At 63.3% G+C, this 24,923-nt stretch carries 22 protein-coding genes; 9 read left to right on the forward strand and 13 right to left on the reverse strand.

Annotation, left to right across the window (positions count from 1 at the left end; genetic code table 11):
* Positions 1 to 4: 4 nt before the first annotated feature.
* The 3 genes from PQR27_RS02085 to PQR27_RS02095 all read right to left on the reverse strand — a co-directional run bounded on the left by PQR27_RS02085 (position 5) and on the right by PQR27_RS02095 (position 4,602).
* Entirely contained in the window at positions 5 to 235 is a 231-nt protein-coding gene (locus tag PQR27_RS02085) for an autotransporter outer membrane beta-barrel domain-containing protein (RefSeq protein WP_408522074.1), read from the reverse strand.
* Positions 236 to 241: 6 nt separating this feature from the next.
* Positions 242 to 3,055 (reverse strand): autotransporter family protein, encoded by a 2,814-nt coding sequence (locus tag PQR27_RS02090; RefSeq protein ID WP_408522075.1) that lies wholly within the window; start codon positions 3,053 to 3,055, stop codon positions 242 to 244.
* A gap of 227 nt (positions 3,056 to 3,282) precedes the next feature.
* Complete coding sequence (locus PQR27_RS02095; RefSeq protein ID WP_408522076.1) at positions 3,283 to 4,602, reverse strand: MFS transporter; 1,320 nt, start codon at positions 4,600 to 4,602, stop codon at positions 3,283 to 3,285.
* 102 nt (positions 4,603 to 4,704) lie between these two features.
* On the opposite strand from PQR27_RS02095, the gene PQR27_RS02100 reads away from it, so the two are divergent.
* The 6 genes from PQR27_RS02100 (at position 4,705) to PQR27_RS02125 (ending at position 11,063) form a co-directional block, all read left to right on the forward strand.
* Positions 4,705 to 5,661, forward strand: coding sequence for a LysR family transcriptional regulator (locus tag PQR27_RS02100; RefSeq protein ID WP_408522077.1), 957 nt, complete (start codon positions 4,705 to 4,707; stop codon positions 5,659 to 5,661).
* Positions 5,662 to 5,773: 112 nt separating this feature from the next.
* Entirely contained in the window at positions 5,774 to 6,463 is a 690-nt protein-coding gene (locus tag PQR27_RS02105) for a TetR/AcrR family transcriptional regulator (protein WP_408522078.1), read from the forward strand.
* A 122-nt stretch (positions 6,464 to 6,585) separates the two neighbouring features.
* Complete coding sequence (locus PQR27_RS02110; RefSeq protein ID WP_408522079.1) at positions 6,586 to 8,406, forward strand: alkyl sulfatase dimerization domain-containing protein; 1,821 nt, start codon at positions 6,586 to 6,588, stop codon at positions 8,404 to 8,406.
* A gap of 100 nt (positions 8,407 to 8,506) precedes the next feature.
* Positions 8,507 to 10,153 (forward strand): long-chain-fatty-acid--CoA ligase, encoded by a 1,647-nt coding sequence (locus PQR27_RS02115; RefSeq protein WP_408522080.1) that lies wholly within the window; start codon positions 8,507 to 8,509, stop codon positions 10,151 to 10,153.
* Positions 10,154 to 10,252: 99 nt separating this feature from the next.
* A complete protein-coding gene (gene gloA, locus PQR27_RS02120) occupies positions 10,253 to 10,639 on the forward strand; it encodes a lactoylglutathione lyase (RefSeq protein WP_408522081.1) in 387 nt (128 codons plus the stop codon).
* A gap of 25 nt (positions 10,640 to 10,664) precedes the next feature.
* Complete coding sequence (locus tag PQR27_RS02125; RefSeq protein ID WP_408522082.1) at positions 10,665 to 11,063, forward strand: hypothetical protein; 399 nt, start codon at positions 10,665 to 10,667, stop codon at positions 11,061 to 11,063.
* Positions 11,064 to 11,118: 55 nt separating this feature from the next.
* Here PQR27_RS02125 and PQR27_RS02130 read toward each other — a convergent pair whose 3' ends face one another.
* The 8 genes from PQR27_RS02130 to PQR27_RS02165 all read right to left on the reverse strand — a co-directional run bounded on the left by PQR27_RS02130 (position 11,119) and on the right by PQR27_RS02165 (position 20,296).
* On the reverse strand, positions 11,119 to 12,015 hold the full coding sequence (locus PQR27_RS02130) for a M48 family metallopeptidase (protein ID WP_408522083.1): 897 nt from the start codon (positions 12,013 to 12,015) through the stop codon (positions 11,119 to 11,121).
* Positions 12,016 to 12,059: 44 nt separating this feature from the next.
* Positions 12,060 to 12,818, reverse strand: a complete 759-nt coding sequence (locus PQR27_RS02135; protein ID WP_408522084.1) for a lysophospholipid acyltransferase family protein — start codon at positions 12,816 to 12,818, stop codon at positions 12,060 to 12,062.
* A 40-nt stretch (positions 12,819 to 12,858) separates the two neighbouring features.
* On the reverse strand, positions 12,859 to 13,413 hold the full coding sequence (gene gmhB / locus PQR27_RS02140) for a D-glycero-beta-D-manno-heptose 1,7-bisphosphate 7-phosphatase (protein ID WP_408522085.1): 555 nt from the start codon (positions 13,411 to 13,413) through the stop codon (positions 12,859 to 12,861).
* A 10-nt stretch (positions 13,414 to 13,423) separates the two neighbouring features.
* Positions 13,424 to 15,523, reverse strand: a complete 2,100-nt coding sequence (gene glyS / locus PQR27_RS02145) for a glycine--tRNA ligase subunit beta (RefSeq protein WP_408522086.1) — start codon at positions 15,521 to 15,523, stop codon at positions 13,424 to 13,426.
* A gap of 15 nt (positions 15,524 to 15,538) precedes the next feature.
* Positions 15,539 to 16,546: a glycine--tRNA ligase subunit alpha gene (gene glyQ / locus PQR27_RS02150; protein WP_408525381.1), complete on the reverse strand. Its 1,008-nt coding sequence runs from the start codon at positions 16,544 to 16,546 to the stop codon at positions 15,539 to 15,541.
* A 260-nt stretch (positions 16,547 to 16,806) separates the two neighbouring features.
* On the reverse strand, positions 16,807 to 18,417 hold the full coding sequence (locus PQR27_RS02155) for an FMN-binding glutamate synthase family protein (RefSeq protein ID WP_408522087.1): 1,611 nt from the start codon (positions 18,415 to 18,417) through the stop codon (positions 16,807 to 16,809).
* 176 nt (positions 18,418 to 18,593) lie between these two features.
* Complete coding sequence (mnmA, locus tag PQR27_RS02160; protein WP_408522088.1) at positions 18,594 to 19,775, reverse strand: tRNA 2-thiouridine(34) synthase MnmA; 1,182 nt, start codon at positions 19,773 to 19,775, stop codon at positions 18,594 to 18,596.
* 41 nt (positions 19,776 to 19,816) lie between these two features.
* On the reverse strand, positions 19,817 to 20,296 hold the full coding sequence (locus PQR27_RS02165; RefSeq protein ID WP_408522089.1) for an NUDIX hydrolase: 480 nt from the start codon (positions 20,294 to 20,296) through the stop codon (positions 19,817 to 19,819).
* Between the two features lie 259 nt (positions 20,297 to 20,555).
* Here PQR27_RS02165 and PQR27_RS02170 point away from each other — a divergent pair, with 259 nt between their 5' ends.
* The 3 genes from PQR27_RS02170 to PQR27_RS02180 all read left to right on the forward strand — a co-directional run bounded on the left by PQR27_RS02170 (position 20,556) and on the right by PQR27_RS02180 (position 23,611).
* Positions 20,556 to 21,698: a Re/Si-specific NAD(P)(+) transhydrogenase subunit alpha gene (locus tag PQR27_RS02170; RefSeq protein WP_408522090.1), complete on the forward strand. Its 1,143-nt coding sequence runs from the start codon at positions 20,556 to 20,558 to the stop codon at positions 21,696 to 21,698.
* Between the two features lie 129 nt (positions 21,699 to 21,827).
* Positions 21,828 to 22,157 carry an NAD(P) transhydrogenase subunit alpha part 2 gene (locus PQR27_RS02175; RefSeq protein ID WP_408522091.1) on the forward strand — a complete coding sequence of 110 codons (330 nt, stop codon included), beginning with the start codon at positions 21,828 to 21,830 and terminating at the stop codon, positions 22,155 to 22,157.
* On the forward strand, positions 22,157 to 23,611 hold the full coding sequence (locus tag PQR27_RS02180; protein WP_408522092.1) for an NAD(P)(+) transhydrogenase (Re/Si-specific) subunit beta: 1,455 nt from the start codon (positions 22,157 to 22,159) through the stop codon (positions 23,609 to 23,611). The genes PQR27_RS02175 and PQR27_RS02180 overlap by 1 nt, the downstream gene beginning before the upstream one ends.
* Positions 23,612 to 23,711: 100 nt before the next feature.
* On the opposite strand, the gene PQR27_RS02185 is transcribed toward PQR27_RS02180, so the two are convergent.
* The gene (locus tag PQR27_RS02185) at positions 23,712 to 24,452 is read right to left on the reverse strand and encodes a helix-turn-helix transcriptional regulator (RefSeq protein WP_408522093.1); all 741 of its coding nucleotides are present in this window, start codon (positions 24,450 to 24,452) and stop codon (positions 23,712 to 23,714) included.
* Between the two features lie 59 nt (positions 24,453 to 24,511).
* A complete protein-coding gene (locus PQR27_RS02190; protein ID WP_408522094.1) occupies positions 24,512 to 24,895 on the reverse strand; it encodes a VOC family protein in 384 nt (127 codons plus the stop codon).
* Positions 24,896 to 24,923 lie beyond the last annotated feature (28 nt).

Consider the following 24,923-nt stretch of genomic DNA (forward strand, 5'->3'; position numbering starts at 1 on the left):
GCGTTCACCAACTCCAGCGGGCACCCAGGTTGCCCTCCACGGTGCTGCGGTGTTCGCCATTCACATTTGTCGTGTAACTCGCCGTAGCGAATACGCTGCCGCGCGCGCTCAGATGCGCCACCACGCCGACGCCAAACTGGGCGGCCGTCGCGCTGACATCGGTGGGAATGACGGTCGTGCCGGCGAAGGTCGCACTGTCGGTACCGTTGAAATAGCGCCACAGATTCGCACGCACATACGGCTACCACTGCGCGCCCGCGCCTTCGAACGTGCTTTGAAGCCGTAAGCCGAGCCGGCCCACCAGGCCGTTTGCCGCATGAAACGACACATTCGAAATGCCGTCGTTGAGATCGTTGATCGACGCGTGTTGCCAGATGAGTTGTGCTTGTGGTTCCAGGCTGAGGCCAGCGCGCAACGGAATCGGCAGGCCCGCTTCCAGCGAGGTCGTGATGGCATGTCCATGCGTACTCGCGCCGATGCCTTGATTCGACATCGGATCGAGCGTGAGCGAACTGCCCATGGCGACGGCATCGGTGTACCAGCCACTGGGACCGATATGCGTCCAGTAGACGCCTGCGCTATACGCGTTGATCGACAGCCGGCCGGCCGACAGATCCGGAAAGCCGAGCGCGAAGCCGCTCACATCGCCTTGAGCGCGGGCGAAGCCGATAAAAAATCCATAGTGATTGCGATGGCCGCTCGCGCTGCGGTCTGCGTACAGATCGTGGCCCACCTGCACGCCCGCGATCGTGCCGCTGAATTCGGGATTGGCGCCGCCGCCGTTGCTCTGCGTGGTGTGCTCGCCCCAGATGCGCGCCCATGCCGCGGGTAGTGGGCCGCTTTCGCTCAGTAGGGACTGCTCGCCCTGGCGATCGTGAAAGGTGCCGATCTGCACGATGCCCAGTTCGCGCGTGAGCACGGGCACCTCCGCATAGACGGGCACTTCCATCCGGTAAAGCGGTGTCGCGGCTGCACCCGGCGGCGGTGGCGCGGGCAACGGTGGCGTGCCGGGCGCGGGGATTGGCTCGCCTGCAGCGGCGAGGCTGGGCGCAGGTGTTGGTGTTGGTGTTGGTGTTGGTGTTGGTGTTGGTGTTGGTGTTGGTGTTGGCGTTGGGGGTGGTGTTGGCGTTGGCGTTGGGGTTGGCGCGGGCGTTGGTGTCAGTGTCGGAGCCGCGGCCAGACTCGAGCGCAAATACCAGTTGTCCGCTGTTCCCGCGCTCACGCCACCTTTGAACAGGTAGTAGGTATAAGCCCCCGCCGTCAGTGGTCGCGGCAGCGTGAATGCGGTCGAGGTGGTCGTCGCGCCGTTGGTTGCCTGCACCACGAGGATGCCGTCCGTGAGCGTGGCTCCGCCTGAGCCGCCCACGTTGGTGACGCCGATCGAGGTGTTGCCTGATCCCACGCCTTGCGCGATCACCAGTTTGTCGCTCGGCGAGCCGTCGCCGCCCAGCACGCTCTGCAGCAGCAAGCGGCCGTTGAGCCCGGCGTAGTTGCCATTGACGACCAGTGCATCGCGCGTGCTCGAGCCGCCATTGGTCAGGTCGATGATGCCCGCATTGTTGAAGTTGACGAGTTGGCCCGCCACCGCCGGCGCGATGGTCGCGGCACCAGCCAGGCCGCCGGCAAACAGCGTGCTGGTCGAATCGACGTTGAGCGTGCCGGTCAATGTGCCGCTGTCGCCAAGCGTCAGTCCATTGGTGTCGAGCGTCAACTGGCTGCCATTGGTGACGTTGACCGTCTCCCAGTTGATAAAGCGGCCCAGGCCACTCGCCGACGTGCGGTTGAAGGTGAGCACGTCATTGCCGGTCCCGCCGTCGAAGCTCGGCACGCCCGCGAGATTCGCGTCAGTGAGGCCGGTGAGGTTGGCTGTGTGATCGCCCGCGTCGAGCCGGACGAAGCCGGTGACGGTGCCGCCACTCCAGTTGAAGGTGTCGTTGCCGCTATCGGTCCAGATCGCGCGGCCGTTGCCACCCGCGATGGTGCCGGTGTTGTTGATGAGGATGTCGAACGGTCCGATGGAGTTGATTGCCTGGCTCGCCGTCGCGGTGATCAAGCCGCTGTTGGTGACGGTTGCGGCCGCGTTGGCAAAGGCGATCGCGTTGATCGCGCCGGTAATCGTGCCTGCATTGGTAAAGGTGCCGCCGCCGTTCGCCACGATCGCGTTGGCCTGCTGGCTGACGATGCTCGCGCCCGCCAGATTGTTTAACGTGGTCTTGCCCGCCAGGAACGCACCAAGGCCGTTTGGCCCGTGTGCAGTGATCGAGCCGGTGTTCGTCACGACGCCAGGCGCCGTATCGAGCGACACCAGGCCGTGGCTCGACGCGCCGTAAAGGTCGATCGTCCCGTGGTTGGTCAGCACGTTGTTGCCACTGCTGCTGACCGCGTCGCCGTTGGTCAGCATGCCGTATGAACCAGTGCCGGTGGTGACGATCGAGCCGTTGTTGACGAGCGTGTCGTTTTTTGTCAGCGCGGCCATGCCGGGCGAACTGTCACCACTCGTCGACAGCGCGCCGTTGTTGGTCAGCGTGCCACCGCCAGGGCTCTGGAAGTCATGCATGGCCGCTGATCCATTGCCCGTGGTGCGGATCACGCCGGCCGTGTCGTTGAGCATCGTCACCGCCGCGCCGCTGTTGAACATACCTTCCGACTCGACGCCGCTGGTGAAAATTGCGCCGCGGTTGATCAGCACATTCTGACCGGGGCCTGTGCCTTGGGCGGAAATGGCGTCGAAGGTGTCGCCGGCGCCTTGCAGGGTGCCGAGATTGACGACTGTGCTGCGGTCGCGCACGAGGATCACGTTGTTGTTCGTGACATCGAGTTCGGCGCCCGCCGCTACGTTGACGGTTACGTTGGCGCTGCCGTCAGTAGCGGCCACGGGCGTTGTGGAAGGGTTGGGCGCGCCGGTATTGCACGTGACGGTCTGGCCGCTGACCGGCGCCGTGATGTCGCAGGCGGCGAACGCGGGATCCAAGGGCCAGAGAACGATCACTCCGAGGGAAGATGAGAGCGCTTCCAGAAAACGGATGAACAGATACCGCGAGCATCCACGAAGCATACAGGGGTTCTCCCGTCGAACAGGCTTGGTCACTCCCCGCTGGGTCGCAGAACCGTCTCTTGTGGCGATGCGCCAGGACGGTGAAAGAGAGAATGTATCGCCGGATGACATTAGTCAACGGCCCCCGAGCGATACCGGGTGAAAAGCGGCGACGAGTCGCATGTCGTGATACGAAGGACGCTGCCCGGGGCCCGCGCAAAAGTCACCGGCCAGCATTGCAGCAGGTATCAGACCGACACGCCTTCCATGCGCCGTTTCGAACGTTGCGGATCGATCAGTGCAAAACCCGCCGCGCCGGTGATCAACAGCAGGACGCCAGTCACGGCAAAGCCGATCTCATAGCCGTGTGCTTCGCCTGCCGTGCCGAGTAGCTTGCCCATCGCGACCGGTCCGATCAGGCCGGCGGTGGTGACGATGGAGTTGGTGACCGCCAGCAGCGCCGCGCGCCGAGCGAGGGGGGCCACTTCGGCGACCAGCATGGGACCGAAGGTGAAGGCCTGGAGCGCCAGCGCGCTGGCGAGCCCCATCAGCGCGACTTTGGCGAACGGCGGCGCGCCCAGCAGCAGCGAGCAGTAGGCCAGTCCGCTCACCACGAAAGCTGTGCTGATCAGCTTGCCGCGCGCCACTTTCGACGGTACGCCGCGTTTGAGCAGCCGGTGCGAATAGATCGCCAGTGCGATGCCGATCGGTATCTGCGCGGCGACTTGCAGCGCGAACAGCCAGCCTGCCTGCGTGGCGGGAAAGCCGAGCCCGAGGCGGAAATAGGAGGGCACCCACGTGAAGCCGATCGCGATCACCGAATAGCCGACAAATCCTTGCAGCATGACGCCGATGACGGTGCGATCGCTCAGCATGCGGCGAAACCGCAATGACGCTGCCTGCACCCCAGCCGCCGGGACGGAGGAAAAGGTAGGGGAGGCGTTGTGCTGCTGGTTGCCGGTCTTGCCCAGGCACAGCCACAACACAGTCCAGCCGATGCCAACCGCGCCGAGCGTCAGAAAGGACGCATGCCAGTGCCACTGCTGCGAGATGTAAGTGAGCACCGGTCCCGCGATGACGACGCCCGCGGTCGCGCCCTGTTGAACGATGACGGTGGGAAGATTGCGTTCACGGTCTTCGAACCAGGTGTAGACCACGTGCAGCGCGAGCGGCGAGGCCGGTCCTTCGCCCGCGCCCAGCAGGATGCGGCACAGCAGTAGCACGGCAAAGCTGGTTGGCCACGCAAGCGGCAATTGCGCCACGGCCCAGATCAGCGCGAGCGCGGCGAGCAGCCATTTCATGTTGACGCGGTCGGCGATCAGTCCAACGGCAATGCCAGAGATCGAGAACAACAGAAAGAACGCACTGCCAACGAGGCCGAACTGGCTGTGCGTCAACTGCATGTCATGCATCAAGGGAATCGCGACGAGACCGAGCACGGCCTTGTCGGCGAAGTTGATCACCATGAACAGGAACAGCGAAGCGACGATGACCCAGCGGCGGCCCTGTGCGGCCTCGCGTGTCTGGGCGGTTTGGGCCGGCACGGCGCGGCTGGGGAAAGTGGGCAAAGCGTGTCTCCATAATTGGCGCGAGGCGCTGGGTTTTCGCCCATTTGAGGTGGTATAACTGAATTATTCAAGTGCATTCTCATCATCGGGAGCTTGCAAGACATGCATGAGGTCAATTCCCGCCGCCTTACCCATCTGATTGCGCTCGCGGAGGAAGGCAGCTTCGCGCGTGCGGCCGAGCGGGTGCATCTGAGTCAGCCGGCGCTGAGCCGCAGCATTCAGGCGCTCGAGGAAGAAATCGGCATGAAGCTGTTCGACCGCGCCACCCGCGGTGTCGCGATGACCGCGGCGGGACGGCTGCTGGTCGAACGTGCCCGGCGCGTGTTGTTCGAAACGCGCTGCCTGTTTCGCGACGTCGAATTGCTCAGGACGCATGAGCTCGGCGAGGTGCGCATCGGCCTTGGCCCGTATGCGGCGGTCGTGCTGCTACCGGATCTGCTGGTGGAGTTTGCGCGGCGCTTTCCCAAGATCAAGGTGTCGATCGAACTTGGCGATGGCGATGGCCTGCTCGCGAAGTTGCGCGCCGAACAGATCGACTTTCTGGTCACCGACCGCCGCGTGCCGCCCGTGACGCCCGATGTCACGATGCAGCGCCTGCCCCGTCACGAAGGCGGCTGGTTCGCGCGGCCCGACCATCCGCTGTTCGCGCGTGGCAGCGTGTCGCTCTCGGCGTTGCGCGACTTCCCGCTGGTATCCGTGAGTTTGCCGCCGTTCATGAAGGACGCGCTGCATCGCCTGCTCAAATATCGCGCGCATGAGCAGATTCCGTTGCAAATCGAGTGTAACGATGTGGCGGTCCTGAAAGACGTCGTGGCGCGGACCGATGCGTTCATGTTCTCGACCGCCTCGGCGGTGCGTCGCGATCTGCAAGCGCGGCGGCTCGCGCGTATTCCGGTCAGCAATCCGCCGCGTCTGGGGCTCGAATTCGCGTTGGTGTATCTGGCCGAGCGCACGCCATCGCCTGCCGCGCATTCGGCGCAGGGGCTTGCCGAGCAGATCATGGACGACGCCAACCGCGCTGCGCACGGCCTGTTGCATCCCGAAACGGCAGTCCCGTGATTACCCTGAATGCGGTTGACAAGGCGGCTCCGTTCGCGGACGATTCGGAATCCCAGTTCCGGTTTGCCGTGAATCGTCTCTCGCCCCGGCCATCCACCAGGATCGAATCCGCATGACCACGAGTTCAATGGGCAGCCGCGAATCGCTGCCGGGCGCCGTCGCGGCGCCGCGCCAGACGCGCAGCCAGCAGGGGCTCGTACGCATGCTGCAGGCCGGGCGCGAATTGATCGAGGCAAGCGGCAATCTCGACGATCTGTCGATCAACGACATCGTCGAGCGCGCCGACACCTCGATCGGCGCCTTCTATCGGCGCTTCGATAATAAGGACAGCTTCTTTGAAGTCCTTCAGGACGCAGCGATGAAAGAGGGGCTCGAGCGTATCCGCGAGGCGGTCGAACGGGATCCCGCCTGGCGCTCCAATGACGCGGGCATGCTCGCCGACGCGGCGATTTCGATTTACGTGCGGGCCTTCCGGCGCAATCGCGGGCTGTATCACGCATCGCTTTTGCGGGCCTCGCAGCGCAAAGCCAGTTGGGATGCGGTGAAGGCAACCAATCACGAGGTCCTCGCGCTGATCGTGCCGCGCCTGGTCGCTGCCTTGGCGCGGGCGCGCGGCGTCATGCCCGAGGGCGCCACCGCCCGCGCGCTCGATTTCGAAGTGCGCGCCACGCTGCAATTGATCCTGGGCATGCTCGTCAATAGCGTGCTGAACGATCCAGGTCCGCTGTCGCTGACCAGCGGGCGATTGCGGCCATGGTTGCAAAGCCGCTTGCGGCGCTGTTTCGGTCTGCCCGACAACTGATTTTTTGGCCCCAAAAATTTTTTGCTAAAAAACGGAACCAGAATTCCGGTTCTGATTAATTGATGGAATGACACATGGCGCGTGTTCGCCCAGCGCGGCCGGAAATTTCAAGGAGACATCGCATGACCCCATGTTGCCCCGAGCTGGTCCGCAATCCTGCTTTCGACGCGCCACACGTCGGCGAACCGCTCGACGTCGCGTTCGACGCCGGCGTGAATCTCGCCTTCGCCGTTGCCGCACCGACCGTGCCGCCGCGTCTCACCGAGCATTCGCGCCGCATGGCGCAGCGTATCTATCGCGTGGCTGAGCGCGTGTATTGCGCAGTCGGTTATGCGATCGCCAACATCATCTTCGTGGTGGGCGACGACGGTATCGTGGTGATCGACGCAACGGAGGCCGTATCGGCCGCCCGGCAGATCTACCGCGACTTCTGCGCGATCGATCCGCGGCACGCGGCATTGCCGGTCAAGGCCATGGTTTACACACACAATCACACGGACCACACCGGTGGCGTGCGCGCTTTCGTCGACGAAGCCGCGCTCGAAGCGGGCAGTGTCGAAATCATCGCGCATCGCTCGTTGATGGAGACGGTTATCAACAACGCGAACCTCGTGGCGCCGATTCTCGCAACGCGTTCGGCCTACAGCTTCGGCACGCTGCTGCCGGCCGGCGCGACCGGCAAGGTCAATGCGGGTATTGGGCCGGTGCTGGTCGCCGAGCCGGCGAGTTTCTTCGCGCCGACCCGCGTGTTCGACGATCAACTCGACATCGTGCTGGCCGGCGTGCGCTTCGAATTCCGCTACGCGCCTTCCGAAGCCGACGACGAAATCGTCATGTGGCTGCCCGATCTCGGCGTGCTGCTGTCGGCCGAAGTCATTCAGGGCGAGTGTCTCGCGAATGTGCATACGCTGCGTGGCACGCGTTATCGCGATCCGGTGCGCTGGTACCAGACCATCGACATGATGCGCAGCTTCAACGCAACGCACATGGTGCCGGCGCATGGCCGGCCGGTGTCGGGCGCGAAGTATGTGGCCGACGTGCTGTGCGTATATCGTGACGCAATTCAGTTCATCCACGACCAGACTATCCGGCACATGAATTTCGGTCTGAGCCCGGACGAACTCGCTGAAGCGATTCCCGCGCTGCCGCCGCATCTCGCGGAGCACGCGTGGCTTGGCGAGTATTACGGCACGGTCAAGCATTCGGTGCGGCAGGTGTATAGCGGTCAGCTGGGCTGGTTCGACGGCGACCCGGCTTCGCTCGATCCGCTGCCGCGCGTGGAGCGTACGCGGCGCATGATCGAGATGATGGGCGGCGCGCCAGCGGTGCGCGCGGCTGCGCTCGCTGCGCTGGACGACTCCGACTGGCGTTGGGCCGCCGAACTGGCCACGCTACTGGTGCACCTCGACTCGAACGACGCCGACGCACGCACGATCAAGGCGAAGGCGTTGCGCGAACTCGGCTATCGCACGGTGAACACCAACTGGCGCAACTGGTATCTGAGCGCGGCACGCGAACTCGAACACGCTTACGACGAACTGCCGTTCGCGGGCAGTGCGAGCCTGGCGTCGGCGGACGTGTTGCGCGCCCAACCGCTGCGCAACGTGTTCCAGCGCTTTAGCGTCAACGTCGATCCCGCGAGTTGCGCGAAAGTGCATATGACGCTGGCGTTCCGAGTGACGGATCGCGACGAAACATACGCACTCGAATTGCGGCGTGGCGTATTGCAGATTCACGAGCGCACGCCGGTTTCAATCGATGTGCAACTCGCACTGGAAACCGGCACCTTGTACGGCATGCTGCGCGACATGGCGGCGCAGTTGCCGAACGGCATCGAGAGCGGCACAGTAGTGCTGGAACGTGGCACGGCGGAGCAACTGCGAACCTTCTTCGCATGCTTTGACAGGCCCACGCGGCGCATGCCCGCGCTCGCCGCGCGCTGAAGACCATACGGCTCAAACCGGTGCACCGGCTCATCGGCACAGCGGCGAACCGGCGCATCGCGCACTCACGCGTCGCGATGCGAAACGATAGGGAGAAGACATGGAAAAAATCTGGTTGAAGTCGTATCCGGCCGGCGTGCCGGCCGAGATCGACGCTACGCAGTTCAGTTCCGTTGGCGATCTGCTCGAGCAAAGCTTCCGGACGAACGCAACGGAGCGTGCGTTTGTCTGCATGGGGCGCGAGTTGACCTACGCCGAGCTCGATGAGCGTTCGCGTCATCTTGCTGCCTGGTTCCAGGCGCAGGGCCTGGAACGCGGCGCGCGTATCGCGGTGATGCTGCCGAACGTACTGCAATATCCGGTGGCCATGGCGGCGATTCTGCGTGCGGGTTATGTGGTCGTGAACGTCAACCCGCTGTACACGCCGCGCGAACTCGAGCATCAGCTGAACGACAGCGGCGCTCAGGCAATCGTGCTGCTCGAACCCTTTGCCAACACGCTCAGCGCGGTGCAATCGCGCACGTCGATCAAGCATGTCGTGCTGACATCGATTGGCGAGATGCTTGGCACAGGCAGTCCGGAAGCCGGCGACAATGTCACGGCGCGCATTGCGTTTAACGATGCGATCGCACGCGGCGCGGACGCGGGTTTTACGCCCGTCACGCTGACTGGCGACGATGTCGCGGTGCTGCAATACACCGGCGGTACGACGGGCGTGTCGAAAGGCGCGACGCTTTTGCATCGCAACCTGATCGCCAACATCCTGCAATCGGAATTGTGGCGCGAGCCGGTGTACCGGGCCAGGCCCGATATCAAGCAGTACATCACCGTGGTTGCGCTGCCGCTGTATCACATCTTTGGGCTGACGGTCTGCGGTTTGCTGACGCTGCGCTGCGGCGGCATGGGCATCCTGATTCCGAATCCGCGTGATCTGCCGGGACTGATCAAGGCGCTGCAAGGCTACGCGATCAACTCTTTTCCCGGCGTCAACACGATGTACAACGCGCTGCTCAACGAGCCCGATCTCGGCACGCTCGACTTCTCAAAGCTGGTGCAGTCGAATGGCGGCGGCATGGCGGTGCAGCAAGCGGTCGCGCAGCGCTGGCAGGCATTGACGGGCGTGCCGATTGTCGAAGGCTATGGGCTGTCGGAAACCTCGCCATGCGCCACCACCAATTTGCCGGGCTCTACCGCTTTCACCGGCACCGTCGGCTTGCCGTTGCCATCCACTGACATCGCGATTCGCGACGACGCCGGCAATGACGTGCCGCTCGGCGAGCGCGGCGAAATCTGCATTCGCGGACCGCAAGTGATGGCCGGTTACTGGAATCGTCCAGACGAAACCGCCAAGGTCATGACGCCAGACGGCTTCTTCAAATCCGGCGATATCGGCCTGATGACCGAAGAGGGTTTCGTCAAGATCGTCGATCGCAAGAAGGACATGATTCTGGTGTCGGGCTTTAACGTCTATCCGAACGAAGTCGAAGATGTCGTCGCGAAGCATCCTGGCGTGTTCGAGGTCGTCGCGGTTGGCGTGCCGGATGTCGAGGCGGGCGAGGTTGTGAAGCTATACGTCGTGAAGAAGGATCCGGCGCTGACGGAGGATGAGATTTTTGCGTTCTGCAAGGCGCAGCTCACCGGCTACAAGCGGCCCAAGATCGTGGAGTTCCGCACCGAGCTGCCGAAGACCAACGTCGGCAAAATTTTGCGGCGCGCGTTACGCGACGAAGCGAAAAACCCGGCCTGAGTCGCGTCGGGGCACGTCCGCGGCGTGCCCCGCGCTCTGCAGCGCGGCGTGATTCCGGGTACATTTACGCTCTCGACATCAAGCAACCGGGAGTACACGATGCGCCTGCTACACACCATGCTCCGGGTCGGCGACCTGGACCGTTCGATCAAGTTTTACACCGAGCTCCTCGGCATGAAACTGCTGCGCCGCCACGATTATCCTGAGGGCAAATTCACCCTCGCATTCGTCGGTTATGAAGACGAGCGCGACGGCACCGTTCTCGAACTCACGCATAACTGGGACACGCCGTCGTACGACCTCGGCACCGGCTTCGGACATCTCGCCGTTGAAGTCGAAGACGCGTACGCCGCATGCGACAAAATCAAGGCGCAAGGCGGCACGGTTGTTCGTGAAGCCGGCCCGATGAAACACGGCACCACCGTAATCGCTTTCGTCACCGATCCGGACGGTTACAAGATCGAGTTTATTCAGAAGAAAAATTAATCGGGCAGCTGGGCGAGGTCAAGCAATGAATAACAGCAATCCCTACTTCGAAGAACTCGAGAACATCCACGTCGAAATCCAGACCCTGTTTGACGGTTCAGCGGACGCCGGCGCACTGGATCGGATCATGAACCGCTTCGCGCCGTCATTCACGCTCGTCATGCCGTCCGGCGCCGTACTGGATCGCGCCAGCCTGCGTGACACTTTTGCGAAGCTGAACGGTGCGCGTCCCGGCTCGAAGATTCAAATCAGGGAGATGGCGCTCATCGCGGAGTACCCGTCGGGCGCCGTGGTGAAATATCGTGAATACCAGCGCGACAACGCGGGCAATGCGAACGTGCGGCGCTCGACCGCGGTGATGGACCTCGACGCGCACGGCAAGGTGGCGTGGCGTCATTTGCACGAGACCTTCTGCACGGAGTGATCCACGCGTGGTGGTAGAGGCGGCGCCTGCACGGCGCCGGCCTCGCGTGCTGCCGTTACAGCGTTGGCAGCAACTCCGGCGGGTGTGACTTCAACGTCTGCCGCGCTTCGCGGAATTCCGGAAAAATTGATTCAACCGTCTGCCAGAAACGCGGACTGTGATTCATCTCGCGCAGGTGGGCGAGTTCGTGCGCGACGACGTAATCGATGATCGACAGCGGGAAGTGAATCAGCCGCCAGTTCAGACGAATCTTGCCATCGCTCGAACAACTGCCCCAACGCGTGGCCGCTGAAGAGAGCGCATACGCGCGATAGTTGACGCCGAGCTTCTCCGCGTAAATCGCGAGGCGCTCTCCGAACAGACGCTTCGCTTCGCCTTGCAGCCAGCCTTGCACGCGGTCCTTGATCTGCTGCGGATCGGCTTGCAAGGGCAGCGGTAATTGCAGCGCCGCTTCGTCCGCGTTGAACGCTAGCGTGCCCTGCGGCGAGCCGAGTGTCACGCGCACCGGCTGGCCGAGATACGGCACTTCCGCGCCGTCTTTCCAGTCGACCTTGGGCAATGCGCGCTGCTCGACGCGCGTCTGCCATTCGATCAGCTTCGTGAAAATCCAGCGCTGCTTTTCGGTGATCGCGGTTTCGATATCGGCGAGCGTGACCCAGCGTGGTGCGGTGATCATCAGGCCGGTGCTGTCGATCGCAAAACCAATCGAACGGCGAGCCGAGCGCTTGAGCACGTAGTGCAGCGTGCGCGAGCCAATGGTCAGGCTGCGCAGTTTGCTGCCGTCCGGCGCAAGCGGCACGGCCGGCTGCTGTCCGGTGTGTGAGCCCGGCGAGCCGGAGGCAGCAGACGGTGTAGGGGACGACGACGTCGAACCCGGCTCGGCGAAGAGCGGGAGATCGAGTTGCCGGCTATCAAGCGCCGCAGCGGGCTGCGACGTAGGAGACTTCTGCATCGGATTCGGCTTCGCGCAAATACGCCATCGAGGGCGTGGGCGCGTCAGATTGGTGCGGCGGCGGAACGGTTTTCCGTCGCGCGGTACGCGGTAGGATCGATGCGACGCATTTCAGCTTCGATCCACTGTTCGACGCGCGTGTTCACTTCATCGGGCGTGAGCCCCGTCGTCTCGATCGGTTTGCCGATCGACACTGTGACTATACCCGCATATTTGAGAAACGAGTTGCGAGGCCACACACGTCCGGCGTTGTGCGCGATCGGTACGACCGGTGCCCCGCTCGCAATCGCGAAACGCGCGCCGCCGGTTTTATATTTGCCTTGCTTGCCGGTCGGCGTGCGCGTGCCTTCCGGAAACATGATGACCCAGGCCCCTTCTGCCATGCGCGCCTTGCCTTGCCGGATGACGGATTCGAACGCGTACTTGCCTTCCTTGCGGTCGATATGAACCATCTTCAGCATGCCCAACGCCCAGCCGAAAAACGGTACGTAGAGCAGTTCGCGCTTGAAGACGTAGCACAGCGGCCGCGGCATCAGTGCCGGAAACGCCAGCGTTTCCCACGCCGACTGATGCTTCGACAACAGCACAGCCGGGCCGTCAGGCAGGTTCTCGTAGCCTTCGATCCGGTAGCGGATGCCGTTTAGCCAGCGCACCACATGCAGCGTGGTAGCGCACCAGCCCGCAGCCATCCAGTAGCGGCGGTCGGCGCGCATGAACGGGAACGCGATGAAACACGCGGTCGCGTACGGCACCGTGAATACGACGAAGTAGATCAGCAGCAGGGAGGAACGAATGAAGCGCATCGGCGTGGTCAGTGAAGGGTGGAAACGCGCATGGTGCGCATTACTCGTGAGCGTCGGAGAGGAAGTCGAGCGCGAATGCGCGCAGATCGTCGTGCACCTTCGTGCCTTCTGGCAGGCCGCCCGCTTCGAGCGTTTTGCGGCCCTTGCCCGTCAGCACCAGATGGGTCGGATGGCCGAGGACCGCGCCGGCTTGCAGGTCGCGCATCGCGTCGCCGACCACCGGTGTATCTTCCGGATGGACTTCGAAGCGCTCGGCGATCATCTTCAGCATGCCCGGCTTCGGCTTGCGGCATTCGCAATGGTCTTGCGCCGTGTGCGGACAGAAGAACACCGCTTCAATGCGCCCGCCGACCGTCGCCGCCATGCGATGCATTTTCAGATGCATCGCGTTGAGCGCGTTCATGTCGAAGAGACCCCGGCCGATGCCCGACTGATTCGTCGCGATGGCTACGCGATAACCCGCCTGGTTCAGACGCGCGATCGCTTCGAGCGAGCCCGGCAGCGCGACCCATTCGTCCGGCGACTTGATGAACGCGTCGGAATCGACGTTGATCACGCCGTCGCGGTCCAGGATCACCACTTTTTTGGTGGGCATGGCGCGGGGCTCAGGCGGCGAGCCGGGAAATGTCGGCGACGCAGTTCATCTGCTGATGCAGCGCGCCGAGCAAGGCCAGACGATTGGCGCGCAACGCCGGATCTTCGGCGTTGACCATCACGTCGTTAAAGAACGTGTCGACCGGCTCGCGCAATGCGGCGAGCGCGGTTAGCGCGCCCGTGTAGTCGCGCGCGGCGAGTTGCGATTGCACACGCGGCGCGACCTGTTCGAGCTGGGCATGCAAGGCTTTTTCCGCCGCCTCGGTCAGCAGCGCGATCTGTACGCCGCCAGTTGCCGCGCCTTCGGACTTCTTCAAGATGTTCGAGATGCGCTTGTTGGCGGCGGCGAGCGATGCCGCTTCGGCCAGCGACGCGAATTCACGCACTGCGTCCAGACGCGCAACGATGTCGTCGAGGCGCGTGGGGTTCAGTGCCAGCACGGCGTCGATTTCACCAATTGCATAGCCACGCTCACGCAGCAAGCCGCGCAGACGGTCCATGCAGAATTCGTAGATCGCTTGCGTCGAATCGGTGACGTTCGGCACGGCGGCGAATTGCGCGTAAGCGGTGCGCAGCAGTTCGATCAGATCGACCGGCAATTGCTTCTCGACCAGAATCCGCAGCACGCCGAGCGCGTGGCGGCGCAACGCGAACGGATCTTTTTCGCCGGTAGGCTGCAGACCGATGCCCCAGATGCCGACCAGCGTTTCCAGCTTGTCGGCCAGCGCGACGACCGTGCCGGTTGCCGTGGCCGGCAACGCATCGCCGGAGAAACGCGGCTGATAGTGTTCCGAGCACGCGAGCGCGACTTCTTCCGGCTCGCCGTCGTGGCGCGCGTAGTACGTGCCCATCGCGCCTTGCAGTTCGGGGAATTCGCCGACCATGTCGGTGATCAGATCCGCCTTCGCCAGACGCGCGGCGCGCTTGGCCAGCGCGGCGTCCGCGCCGATCAGCGTGGCAATCGCGCCGGCCAGCGCTTCAACGCGCTCGACGCGTTGCAGCGCCGAGCCCAGCTTGTTGTGATACACGACGTTCGCGAGCAGCGGCACGCGATCCGCCAGCGGCTTCTTCTTGTCCTGCTCGAAGAAGAACTTGGCGTCGGCCAGGCGCGGGCGTACCACACGTTCGTTGCCTTCGACGATATCGCCCGGCGTTTTGGTTTCGATGTTCGAGACAATCAGGAAGCGCGAACGCAGCTTGCCGTTCGCATCCGTCAGCGCGAAGTATTTCTGGTTCGTCTGCATTGTGAGGATCAGGCATTCCTGCGGCACTTGCAGGAATTCGTCCTCGAAGCGGCAGGCGTAGACCACCGGCCATTCCACCAGCGACGTCACTTCGTCCAGCAACGCTTCGGGCATCACCACCTGATCGCCGTCAGCTTGCGCGAGCAGGTGCGTGCGAATGGTTTCCTTGCGGTCGGCGAAATTCGCGACCACGTGGGCTTTATGCAGCAGCGTCTCGGCGTACGTATCCGCGTGCTGGATCTGCACGAAACCTTCCGACAGGAAACGATGGCCGAGCGTGGTGTCGTCGGCGTCGACGCCCAGCGCGGTGACCGGCACGACCTGTTCCCCGTGCAGGGTGGTCAGGCGATGCACCGGACGCACGAACTGCACATTGGTGCCGTCCGGGCGCTGGTACGTCATGACCTTCGGAATCGGCAGCTTGGCGAGCGTTTCGTCGAGTGCGGTTTGCAAGCCTTCGGCGAGCGTGGCGCCCGGCGCGGCATAGCGCAGGAAGAAGGCGTCAGCCTTGCCGTCAGACGCGCGTTCCAGGTCGTTCACCGAAAAATCGGGAAAGCCGAGCGCGGCCAGTTTCTTGGCAAGCGGCGCGGTGGGCTGGCCGTCTTTATCCAGCGCGACGGAAACCGGCAGCACTTTTTCGCGCACGTGTTTTTCCGGCGCAACCGCGCGCACGTTCCTGATCGTGACGGCAAGACGGCGCGGCGTGGCATAGCGTTCGAATGACAACTCGCCTTCGATCAGATCGCGCGCCGCGAGGCGCTGCGCAATACCTTCGGCGAAGGCGTCGCCCAGACGCGCGAGCGCCTTCGGCGGCAGTTCTTCGGTCAGCAGTTCGACGAGCAGGGTAGCTTGATGGGGATGAGTCATTTCTGGGTGGTCTCGTCAGTCCGGATCGATCTTGCGTTCGACTTTCAGCGGCGGCGCCCACGCGGGCATTGCGGCATCCTGTGCGTCGGTCGTGAGGCCGGGCACGCCGTGCACCGGATTGCCGAGCATCGGGAAGCCGAGCTTTTCGCGCGAATCGTAGTAAGCCTGGGCAACCAGCTTCGACAGGGCACGGATGCGGCCGATATACGCCGCGCGTTCCGTGACGGAAATCGCGCCACGCGCGTCGAGCAGGTTGAATGTGTGACCGGCCTTCAGCACCAGTTCATAAGCGGGCAGCGCGATCTGCGCTTCGATCATGCGCTTCGCTTCCGCTTCGTAGCTGTTGAAGATCGAGAACAGCAACTCGACGTTCGCGTATTCGAAGTTATAGGTCGACTGTTCGACCTCGTTCTGGTGATACACGTCGCCGTATGTCAGGCGACGGATTTCCGGGCCGTTCGGCCCTTGCTCTTCCCATTCGGTCCAGACCAGGTCGTAGACGTTCTCGACCTTCTGCAGATACATGGCCAGACGCTCGAGACCGTAGGTGATTTCACCGAGCACCGGCTTGCAGTCCAGACCGCCGACCTGCTGGAAGTAGGTGAACTGGGTCACTTCCATGCCGTTCAGCCACACTTCCCAGCCAAGGCCCCAGGCGCCCAGCGTGGGGTTTTCCCAGTCGTCCTCGACGAAGCGCACGTCGTTCTGTTTCAGATCGAAGCCGAGCGCCGCCAGCGAGCCGAGGTACAGATCGAGGATGTCTTCCGGCGCCGGCTTCAGCACGACCTGGTACTGGTAATAGTGCTGCAGACGATTCGGGTTCTCGCCATAACGCCCGTCTTTCGGACGGCGCGACGGCTGCACATAGGCGGCGCGCCACGGTTCCGGGCCGACCGCGCGCAGGAAGGTGTGGACGTGAGACGTGCCCGCGCCGACTTCCATGTCGATCGGCTGGAGCAACGCGCAACCCTGTTTGTCCCAATAGGACTGCAGTGTCAGGATGATTTGCTGAAACGTGAGCATGAAGTGCCTTTCGGGCATAGGGCCGCGCCGCAAACGCCGGAGCGCACGACGTGGCCGTGGAGCGAAGTGCTAAACCTTGGATTTTAACGGAAAGGGAAGGGGGTGTCCGTTTTGGTGGTTATGGGGGTGGGTAGGAGGTGCGGTCCGTCGCTACGGTTGTATATAAGACAAGTTCGTAAGGATTCTTATATTTCTATCGGAGCTTGGCCAAAGCGCTTAAGACTCGGCGATCGGCCCGGCAGCCGATCGCTACTATCGAACTACATCGCCGCCAGTGCAACCTTCTGCGAGAACGAATCGCTTTGCGCGACCGGCCACCATTTCTCGTAGAGGGAGTAGCGATAATTGCCGTTCAGCAGATCGTTCGGTTCAAGGTACTTCAACAGTTCGGACATCAGCTGCACTTCATGCGACGACACGCGCCGCACGATGTGATGCGCGCGCAGTTCCGACGGATGCTTCAGTCCCGCAGCCTGAATGATTTCCTGCAACGCGTGCAGCGTGTTGTGGTGGAAATTGAACACGCGGTCGGCCTTGTCGGGCACCACCAAAGCGCGCTGACGCACCGGGTCCTGCGTCGCGACGCCGGTCGGGCAGCGGCCGGTGTGGCAGGTCTGCGCCTGAATGCAGCCGACCGCGAACATGAAGCCACGCGCCGCGTTGACCCAGTCGGCGCCGATCGCCAGTGTCTTGGTGATATCGAACGCGGTGATCATCTTGCCGCTTGCACCGATGCGGATGCGCTGACGCAAGCCGATGCCGACCAGCGTGTTGTGGACGAGCAGCAATCCTTCCTGCAGCGGCACGCCCACGTGATCGGTGAACTCCAGGGGCGCCGCGCCGGTGCCGCCTTCGGCGCCGTCGACCACGATGAAGTCCGGCAGAATGCCCGTCTCCAGCATCGCCTTGGCAATGCCGAAGAATTCCCACGGATGCCCGATGCACAGCTTGAACCCGGTCGGCTTGCCGCCGGACAGCGTGCGCAACCGGTCGACGAATTCGAGCAGGCCACGCGGCGTCGAGAACTCGGAATGCGTGGCGGGCGAAATGCAATCGCGGCCCATCGGCACGCCGCGCGTCTCGGCGATCTCCGGCGTGATCTTGGCGGCCGGCAGCACGCCGCCGTGGCCGGGCTTCGCGCCTTGCGAGAGCTTGACCTCGATCATCTTGACTTGCGGTTCGGCGGCCTGCTTCGCGAACTTCTCGGCGCTGAAGGTACCGTCATCGTTACGGCAGCCGAAGTAGCCCGACGCGATTTCCCAGATGATGTCGCCACCGTGCTCGCGGTGATATTTCGACATCGAGCCTTCGCCGGTGTCGTGGGCGAAATTGCCTTTCTTCGCCCCGAGGTTCAGCGCCATGATTGCGTTGGCCGACAGCGAGCCGAAGCTCATCGCGGAGACGTTGAAGATCGACATCGAATAAGGCTGCGCGCGATCCGGCCCGACGACGATACGAAAGTCGTGGCTATCGAGTTTGGTCGGCGCGAGCGAGTGGCTGATCCATTCGTGCGCGACCGCTTTCACATCGAGCTCGGTGCCGTACGGCCGGCTATCCACGTCGTTCTTCGCGCGCTGATAGACGATGCTGCGTTGAGCGCGCGAAAACGGCTTCTCGTCGGTATCGCCTTCGACGAAATACTGGCGAATCTCGGGGCGAATGAATTCGAACAGGAAGCGGAAGTGCCCCCACAGCGGATAGTTGCGCAGAATCGCGTGGCGCTCCTGCGTCAGATCGAACAGGCCGAGCGCGACGAGCGCCACCGGCACGACGATCCAGAACCAGGAGATACGATGCGTCGCGGCGAGCGCCGCGCAGAGGGCGAGCAGTACAACTGCGCACCACATCGCCAGATAACGTCGAGAAAACATGGGGACTCCATGCAGTGAAGGTCGTCGCGGCGGGATCGCCCACGCTGTCGGCGCAGACGGAATCCACCGCGAAAGGATACGAACTGCTGCCTTTATGATGGGACTGCGGCGTGACGGTGACACATGAAGATGAAGCGCGTGCGGCGGCGAGTGCCGCCACACGGTGAAACCTTTGCTTAACGGGCGGTCAGCAACGCCGCTGTTTGCGGTTGACGTGCCACCGGCTGTCCGGTGATCGCCTGTTCGATGATGCCGCCGCCGAGACACACGTCGCCATCGTAGAGCACGGCCGATTGCCCCGGTGTGACAGCCCATTGCGCGGCGTCGAAATTCAGTTCGAAGAGGCCTTCCGCGCTTGCAGCCGCACTGGCCACCGCGCTTGCAGCCGCACTTGCAGCCGCACTGAACGTGCAAGGCGCATCCGCTTGCCGGTAGCGGGTTTTCGCGCCACACGCGAACCCGTCTGCCGGCGGCTCGCCCGCCACCCAGCTCGTATTACCCGCGCGGAGCGTATGGCTCAGCAGCCACGGATGATCGTGGCCCTGCGCGACATACAGCGTGTTCGATGCAATATCCTTGCCGGCGACGAACCACGGCTCGCCGCTACCCTCCTTGCTGCCGCCGAGACCGATGCCCTTGCGCTGCCCGAACGTATAGAAGGCGAGGCCGATGTGTTCGCCGACCACTTTGCCCTCGGTGGTTTTCATGGGGCCGGGTTGGGTCGGCAGATAGCGGTTCAGGAAATCGCGGAACGGCCGCTCGCCGATGAAGCAGATGCCGGTCGAATCTTTCTTCTTCGCATTGGGCAGCGCGATCTGTTCGGCGATCTCGCGTACTTTTGTCTTGGGAATCTCGCCCAATGGGAACAGCGTCTTCGACAGCTGCGCCTGGTTCAGCCGGTGCAGGAAGTACGACTGGTCTTTCGTATGATCGAAGGCCTTGAGCAGTTCAAAGCGGCCGTTGTTCTCACGCACGCGCGCATAGTGGCCGGTTGCGATGGTTTCGGCGCCGAGCGACATTGCGTGGTCGAGGAAGGCCTTGAACTTGATCTCGGCGTTGCACAGCACGTCCGGGTTCGGCGTGCGGCCAGCGGAATATTCGCGCAGGAATTCGGCGAACACGCGGTCTTTGTATTCGGCGGCGAAGTTGACTGCCTCGACATCGATGCCGATCAGGTCCGCCACCGAGACGACGTCGATCCAGTCCTGCCGGGTGGAGCAGTACTCGCTGTCGTCATCGTCTTCCCAGTTTTTCATGAACAGGCCGACCACGTCGTAGCCCTGTTCCTTGAGCAGCCACGCGGTGACCGACGAATCGACGCCGCCCGACATGCCTACTACGACTTTCTGCTTGCTCATAAGGTGCTCACGGGGTGCTCACTGCTACTGCCTGACTTCATTCATCGGAGAGGCCCGACCGAATGCGTGTGCACGAAGTCGAGCGGGAAACGCCGGCCCGCGAGGTAATCGTCGAGACATTGCATGACGAGCGGCGTGCGGTGCCGCTCAGGGCACGCGCGCAATTCGTCAGCGCTCATCCACAGCGTGCGGACGATGTCGGGATCGAGCCCGCGCTCTACGTCCGCCTCGCCACTCGTGCCGCAATAGGTGAAGCGCAGATAGGTTACGCCCTCACTGCCGGGCCGCTCGAAATGCGTCATATACATCCCGACCAGCGCCTCGGGCGCGAACGGGTGCGCGGTTTCTTCGAGCGTCTCACGGACTACCGCCTCCAGAAGCGTTTCTCCCGCTTCCAGATGGCCGGCCGGCTGGTTCAGGCGCAAACCGTCGACGGTATGTTCCTCGACGACGAGAAAGCGCCCGTCACGCTCGACGATGGCCGCGACGGTGACGTGCGGCATCCAGGTTTCCGGTTTCATGGGTGCGCATTTTACCGTTTATGGGATTGGGCTGCCGGGAAGCGGGCGACCGGCGGCGGGCGACCGGCTGCAGTAGTGGGTAAGCAGGGGCGGACAGCCGTCGGGCCGCGCTGCCCGGCGGGCCGTGGACCCCGGATTGTCCCCGATTATTGAGCGCCCCCTGGTTTCGGTTAAAGTAAGGCGTTAGCCGTTGCACTTGTAAGCCGGCGTGCCTCGTCGGCAGGTCTGTCGTAAAACAGGAAGTCGAGGAGATACAACGATGCACATCGGAGTGCCAGCCGAGACGCGCGCGCACGAAACCCGCGTCGCCGCGACGCCCGAAACGGTCAAGAAGTACGTGACCCAGGGCCACCGGGTCACCATCCAGAGCGGCGCCGGCACCGGCGCCAGCTTTCCAGACGATGCCTTTACAGCGGCCGGCGCGGAAATCGTCGATGCCGCGACCGCTTTTGGCGCGGATCTGGTCCTCAAGGTCCAGTCCCCGACCGACGCCGAACTCCCGCTTCTGAAGCGCGGCGCGACGCTGGTCGGCATGCTCGATCCGTTCAATACCGAAAACTCGGCGAAACTCGCGGCTGCTGGCGTAACCGCATTCGCTTTGGAGGCCGCACCGCGAACTACGCGCGCGCAGAGCCTCGACGTGTTGAGTTCGCAGGCGAACATCGCCGGGTACAAGGCGGTACTGCTGGCGGCCACGCTCTATCCGCGTTTTATGCCGATGCTGATGACAGCCGCCGGCACTGTAAAAGCGGCGCGTGTGCTGATTCTCGGCGCGGGCGTGGCGGGTTTGCAGGCGATCGCGACGGCCAAGCGCCTGGGCGCCGTGATTGAGGCGTCCGACGTCCGTCCCGCAGTGAAAGAGCAGATCGAATCGCTCGGCGCGAAGTTTCTCGATGTGCCCTACGAAACCGACGAAGAGCGCGAAGCCGCGCAGGGCGTCGGTGGTTATGCGCGGCCAATGCCGCCTTCGTGGCTCACGCGCCAGTCGGCGCTGGTCCACGAACGGGCGAAGCAGGCCGATGTGGTCATCTCCACTGCGCTGATTCCGGGCCGCGCCGCGCCGACGCTGATCTCGGTGGAAACCGTGCAGGCGATGAAACCCGGCTCGGTGCTGGTCGACCTCGCCGCCGGACGCGGCGCCGAGTATGAAGGCCAGCGCGGCGGCAACTGCCCGCTCACCGAAGCCGACAAGGTCGTTATCAAGCACGGCGTGCAGATCGTCGGCTATACGAACCTGGCCTCGATGGTGCCCGCCGATGCCTCGTCGCTCTACGCACGCAACCTGCTCGACTTCCTCAAGCTGATCATCACGAAGGAAGGCGCCCTGAACATCGATCTCGCGGACGACATCGTCGCGGCCACGCTGCTGGCCCGTGACGGCGAAGTCACGCGCAAGACCTGAGCAATTAATTGCATGGGACCAGAGTAAGTGCTTAGCATGGGACCAGAGTAAGCGCTAAAGCGCCAACTCTGGTCGACAGCTGAAGCGCTAACTCTGGCCGACAGCGAACCACTACATAGGAGAGCGGCGATGGAAGTCATCAACCACACCGTCATCAACCTGATCATCTTCGTGCTGGCGATTTACGTCGGCTACCACGTGGTCTGGAACGTCACCCCCGCGCTGCACACGCCACTGATGGCCGTGACCAACGCGATCTCGGCGATCGTGATCGTCGGCGCGATGCTGGCCGCGGGTCTCACGCTCGGCACGCCGGGCAAGTTCTTCGGCACGCTGGCCGTCGCGCTTGCGGCCGTCAACGTGTTCGGCGGCTTTCTCGTCACCAGGCGAATGCTGGAGATGTTCCGCAAGAAAGAGCCGAAGAAGCTGATCGCTGACAAGACGAAGGAGAACGCGTAATGAGCCTGAACCTCGTCACGCTGCTTTATCTGGTCGCGTCAGTCTGTTTCATTCAGGCGCTCAAGGGGCTGTCGAATCCGAAGACGGCACGCATCGGCAATACCTTCGGCATGGCCGGGATGGCGATTGCCATTCTCACCACCATCGCGCTGATCATCAAACAGGCTAACGGACTCGGCTCGAATCTCGGCCTGGGGCTCGGCCTGTTGCTGGTCGCGCTGGTGATCGGCGGCGCGGTCGGTGCGTTCGTCGCCGCGCGCGTCGAGATGACCAAGATGCCGGAACTGGTCGCGGCGATGCACTCGCTGATCGGTCTTGCCGCCGTCTGCATTGCATATGCGGTGGTGTCGGAGCCGTCGGCGTTCGGCCTTGTCGATCCGGAGAATACGGCGCCGGGCTTCCTGCCGTATGGCAATCGCGTCGAACTGTTCATCGGCACGTTTGTCGGCGCGATTACGTTCTCTGGTTCGGTGATCGCGTTCGGCAAGCTCTCGGGCAAGTACAAGTTCCGGCTGTTCCAGGGCGCGCCGGTGGTGTACGGCGGCCAGCATCTGATCAACCTGCTGCTCGCGCTCGCGATGCTCGGCTTCGGCGTGATCTTCTTCCTCACGCAATCGTGGCTGCCGTTCATCATCATGACGCTGATCGCGTTCGTGCTCGGCGTGCTGATCATTATCCCGATCGGCGGCGCGGATATGCCGGTGGTCGTGTCAATGCTGAACTCGTACTCGGGCTGGGCGGCGGCGGGCATCGGCTTCTCGCTGAACAATCCAATGTTGATCATCGCGGGCTCGCTGGTGGGTTCGTCCGGTGCGATCCTGTCGTACATCATGTGCCGCGCGATGAACCGCTCGTTCTTCAACGTGATTCTCGGCGGCTTCGGTAACGAGGCGGGCGCGGCGGTAGCCGGTGGGTCCGCGGAGCAGCGTCCAGTGAAATCGGGTTCGGCGGATGATGCTTCGTTCATGCTCGGCAATGCTGAAACCGTGGTGATCGTGCCGGGTTATGGTCTTGCCGTCGCGCGTGCGCAGCATGCTTTGAAGGAGCTCACCGACAAGCTGGTCGAGAAAGGCATCGAGGTGAAGTACGCGATTCACCCGGTGGCCGGACGGATGCCGGGACACATGAACGTGCTGCTCGCGGAAGCCGAAGTACCGTACGACATGGTCTACGAAATGGACGATATCAACGGCGAGTTCGGTCAGGTCGACGTGGTGCTGGTGCTCGGCGCGAACGACGTGGTGAACCCGGCGGCGAAGAACGATCCGAAGTCGCCGATCGCGGGCATGCCGATCATCGAGGCTTACAAGGCGCGTACGGTCATCGTGAACAAGCGTTCGATGGCCGCAGGTTACGCCGGTCTCGACAACGACCTGTTCTACATGGACAAGACGATGATGGTGTTCGGCGACGCCAAGAAAGTGATCGAGGATATGGTGAAAGCGGTGGAGTAAAGCCGCGTGCGGATCGCGGCCTGCAAGTTTTGGGGCCGCGATCCGCCTGCCTTGCCATTCGAACGCCTGCGAAGGAATGCGGTGGTTGCAAGCCGAATCCTCACTGCCGTTTCGCCCCCACATGCCGCAACAGATCCGCGAGGCGCCTGCCTTCCAGATCCGGATATTGTTCGAGCACCTGAAGACTGTCGATCTTCTCCAGGCCGAAGTTGCGGAAGTCGCTACGCAATTCGCACCATGCGCCCAGCGTCCAGCGCGCGCCCCAGTAAGCAAGCGCCAGCGGCCACACGCGCCGTTCGCTCGCCGCGCCGTTCACATCGGTATAGGCGAAACTCACCACTTGCCGCGCGTCGATCGCGCGATGCAGCGCGTCCACTTTTGCCGAGAAATCCGCCTTGATATGAAACGACGGCGCGAAGATCGCCAGCCGTTCGATCGTCGCGCGTTTGTCGGCGGGCATGGCTGAGGCGATCTTCGCCAACGCACCGCGTGCGCCGCTTGCAAAGCCCGCGCCGCCCCAGGATTCCAGCATGCGGGCGCCCGCCGCGAGCGCGGCCAGTTCGTCGGCGGTGAAGGTGAGCGGCGGCAGACTTGCGGCACGGCTCAGGCGATAGCCGATACCGGCTTCGCCTTCGATCGGCACGCCGGAGAGCTGCAGATCGCGCACGTCGCGATAGACCGTGCGCAGCGAGATATTCAGCCAGTCGGCGAGTTGTTGCGCGGTGGTCAGACGCCGCCCGCGCAGCAGTTCGGCGATCTGGAACAGGCGGTCGGCGCGGCGCGTCATCGTGGGCGTCTTGTAGAAAAGGACGGGGACAGTCCCGCGATGATAGCGCCGCATGCCGCGCTCCGTTCGGCATTCAGATCGGCTGACGAAGCGCCGCCGTTACCGTCGGGCCGTTAACCGTTGGTCCGCGAATGCAGGCCGAGGCGATTGCCTTCCGTATCGGTGAAGAACGCGATATAGCCGATGTCCTGCGGCAGCTTGATCACCGGTCCATCGGTTTTGCCGCCGGCTTTTTCGACACGGGCGAGCGCGGCGTCGACGGTCGGCTGCGCGTTCAGGTAGACGAGCACGCCGTCGTCGCTCGGTGTCATCGACGGACTGTGGATGATCGCGCCGCCGGTGGCCGGTTCCTCGTAGCCGAAGATCGCGATCGGCTGGCCGCCGACTTCCTGGCGAATCAGTTTGACGTCGAGCGCGGCTTCATAAAAGCGCACGGCGCGCTCGAAGTCGACGGACGGAATTTCGAACCATGCAACAACTTTGGATGATGCGGACATGACATTCTCCTGTGGATGGCGGGTAAGC

It is taken from the genome of Paraburkholderia fungorum (genome assembly GCF_046027215.1).
GTDB lineage: Bacteria > Pseudomonadota > Gammaproteobacteria > Burkholderiales > Burkholderiaceae > Paraburkholderia > Paraburkholderia fungorum_D.

Bases quoted from the DNA above. Each gene is read 5' to 3' on its own strand.
- gmhB (WP_408522085.1), bottom strand. From the start codon at position 13,413: ATGCCCACCAAAAAAGTGGTGATCCTGGACCGCGACGGCGTGATCAAC.
- gloA (WP_408522081.1), top strand. From the start codon at position 10,253: ATGCGCCTGCTACACACCATGCTCCGGGTCGGCGACCTGGACCGTTCG.
- PQR27_RS02100 (WP_408522077.1), top strand. From the start codon at position 4,705: ATGCATGAGGTCAATTCCCGCCGCCTTACCCATCTGATTGCGCTCGCG.
- mnmA (WP_408522088.1), bottom strand. From the start codon at position 19,775: ATGAGCAAGCAGAAAGTCGTAGTAGGCATGTCGGGCGGCGTCGATTCG.
- PQR27_RS02090 (WP_408522075.1), bottom strand. From the start codon at position 3,055: ATGCTTCGTGGATGCTCGCGGTATCTGTTCATCCGTTTTCTGGAAGCG.
- PQR27_RS02175 (WP_408522091.1), top strand. From the start codon at position 21,828: ATGGAAGTCATCAACCACACCGTCATCAACCTGATCATCTTCGTGCTG.
- PQR27_RS02185 (WP_408522093.1), bottom strand. From the start codon at position 24,452: ATGCGGCGCTATCATCGCGGGACTGTCCCCGTCCTTTTCTACAAGACG.
- PQR27_RS02190 (WP_408522094.1), bottom strand. From the start codon at position 24,895: ATGTCCGCATCATCCAAAGTTGTTGCATGGTTCGAAATTCCGTCCGTC.
- glyS (WP_408522086.1), bottom strand. From the start codon at position 15,523: ATGACTCATCCCCATCAAGCTACCCTGCTCGTCGAACTGCTGACCGAA.
- glyQ (WP_408525381.1), bottom strand. From the start codon at position 16,546: ATGCTCACGTTTCAGCAAATCATCCTGACACTGCAGTCCTATTGGGAC.
- PQR27_RS02125 (WP_408522082.1), top strand. From the start codon at position 10,665: ATGAATAACAGCAATCCCTACTTCGAAGAACTCGAGAACATCCACGTC.
- PQR27_RS02105 (WP_408522078.1), top strand. From the start codon at position 5,774: ATGACCACGAGTTCAATGGGCAGCCGCGAATCGCTGCCGGGCGCCGTC.
- PQR27_RS02110 (WP_408522079.1), top strand. From the start codon at position 6,586: ATGACCCCATGTTGCCCCGAGCTGGTCCGCAATCCTGCTTTCGACGCG.
- PQR27_RS02115 (WP_408522080.1), top strand. From the start codon at position 8,507: ATGGAAAAAATCTGGTTGAAGTCGTATCCGGCCGGCGTGCCGGCCGAG.
- PQR27_RS02135 (WP_408522084.1), bottom strand. From the start codon at position 12,818: ATGCGCTTCATTCGTTCCTCCCTGCTGCTGATCTACTTCGTCGTATTC.
- PQR27_RS02165 (WP_408522089.1), bottom strand. From the start codon at position 20,296: ATGAAACCGGAAACCTGGATGCCGCACGTCACCGTCGCGGCCATCGTC.
- PQR27_RS02170 (WP_408522090.1), top strand. From the start codon at position 20,556: ATGCACATCGGAGTGCCAGCCGAGACGCGCGCGCACGAAACCCGCGTC.
- PQR27_RS02180 (WP_408522092.1), top strand. From the start codon at position 22,157: ATGAGCCTGAACCTCGTCACGCTGCTTTATCTGGTCGCGTCAGTCTGT.
- PQR27_RS02130 (WP_408522083.1), bottom strand. From the start codon at position 12,015: ATGCAGAAGTCTCCTACGTCGCAGCCCGCTGCGGCGCTTGATAGCCGG.
- PQR27_RS02155 (WP_408522087.1), bottom strand. From the start codon at position 18,417: ATGTTTTCTCGACGTTATCTGGCGATGTGGTGCGCAGTTGTACTGCTC.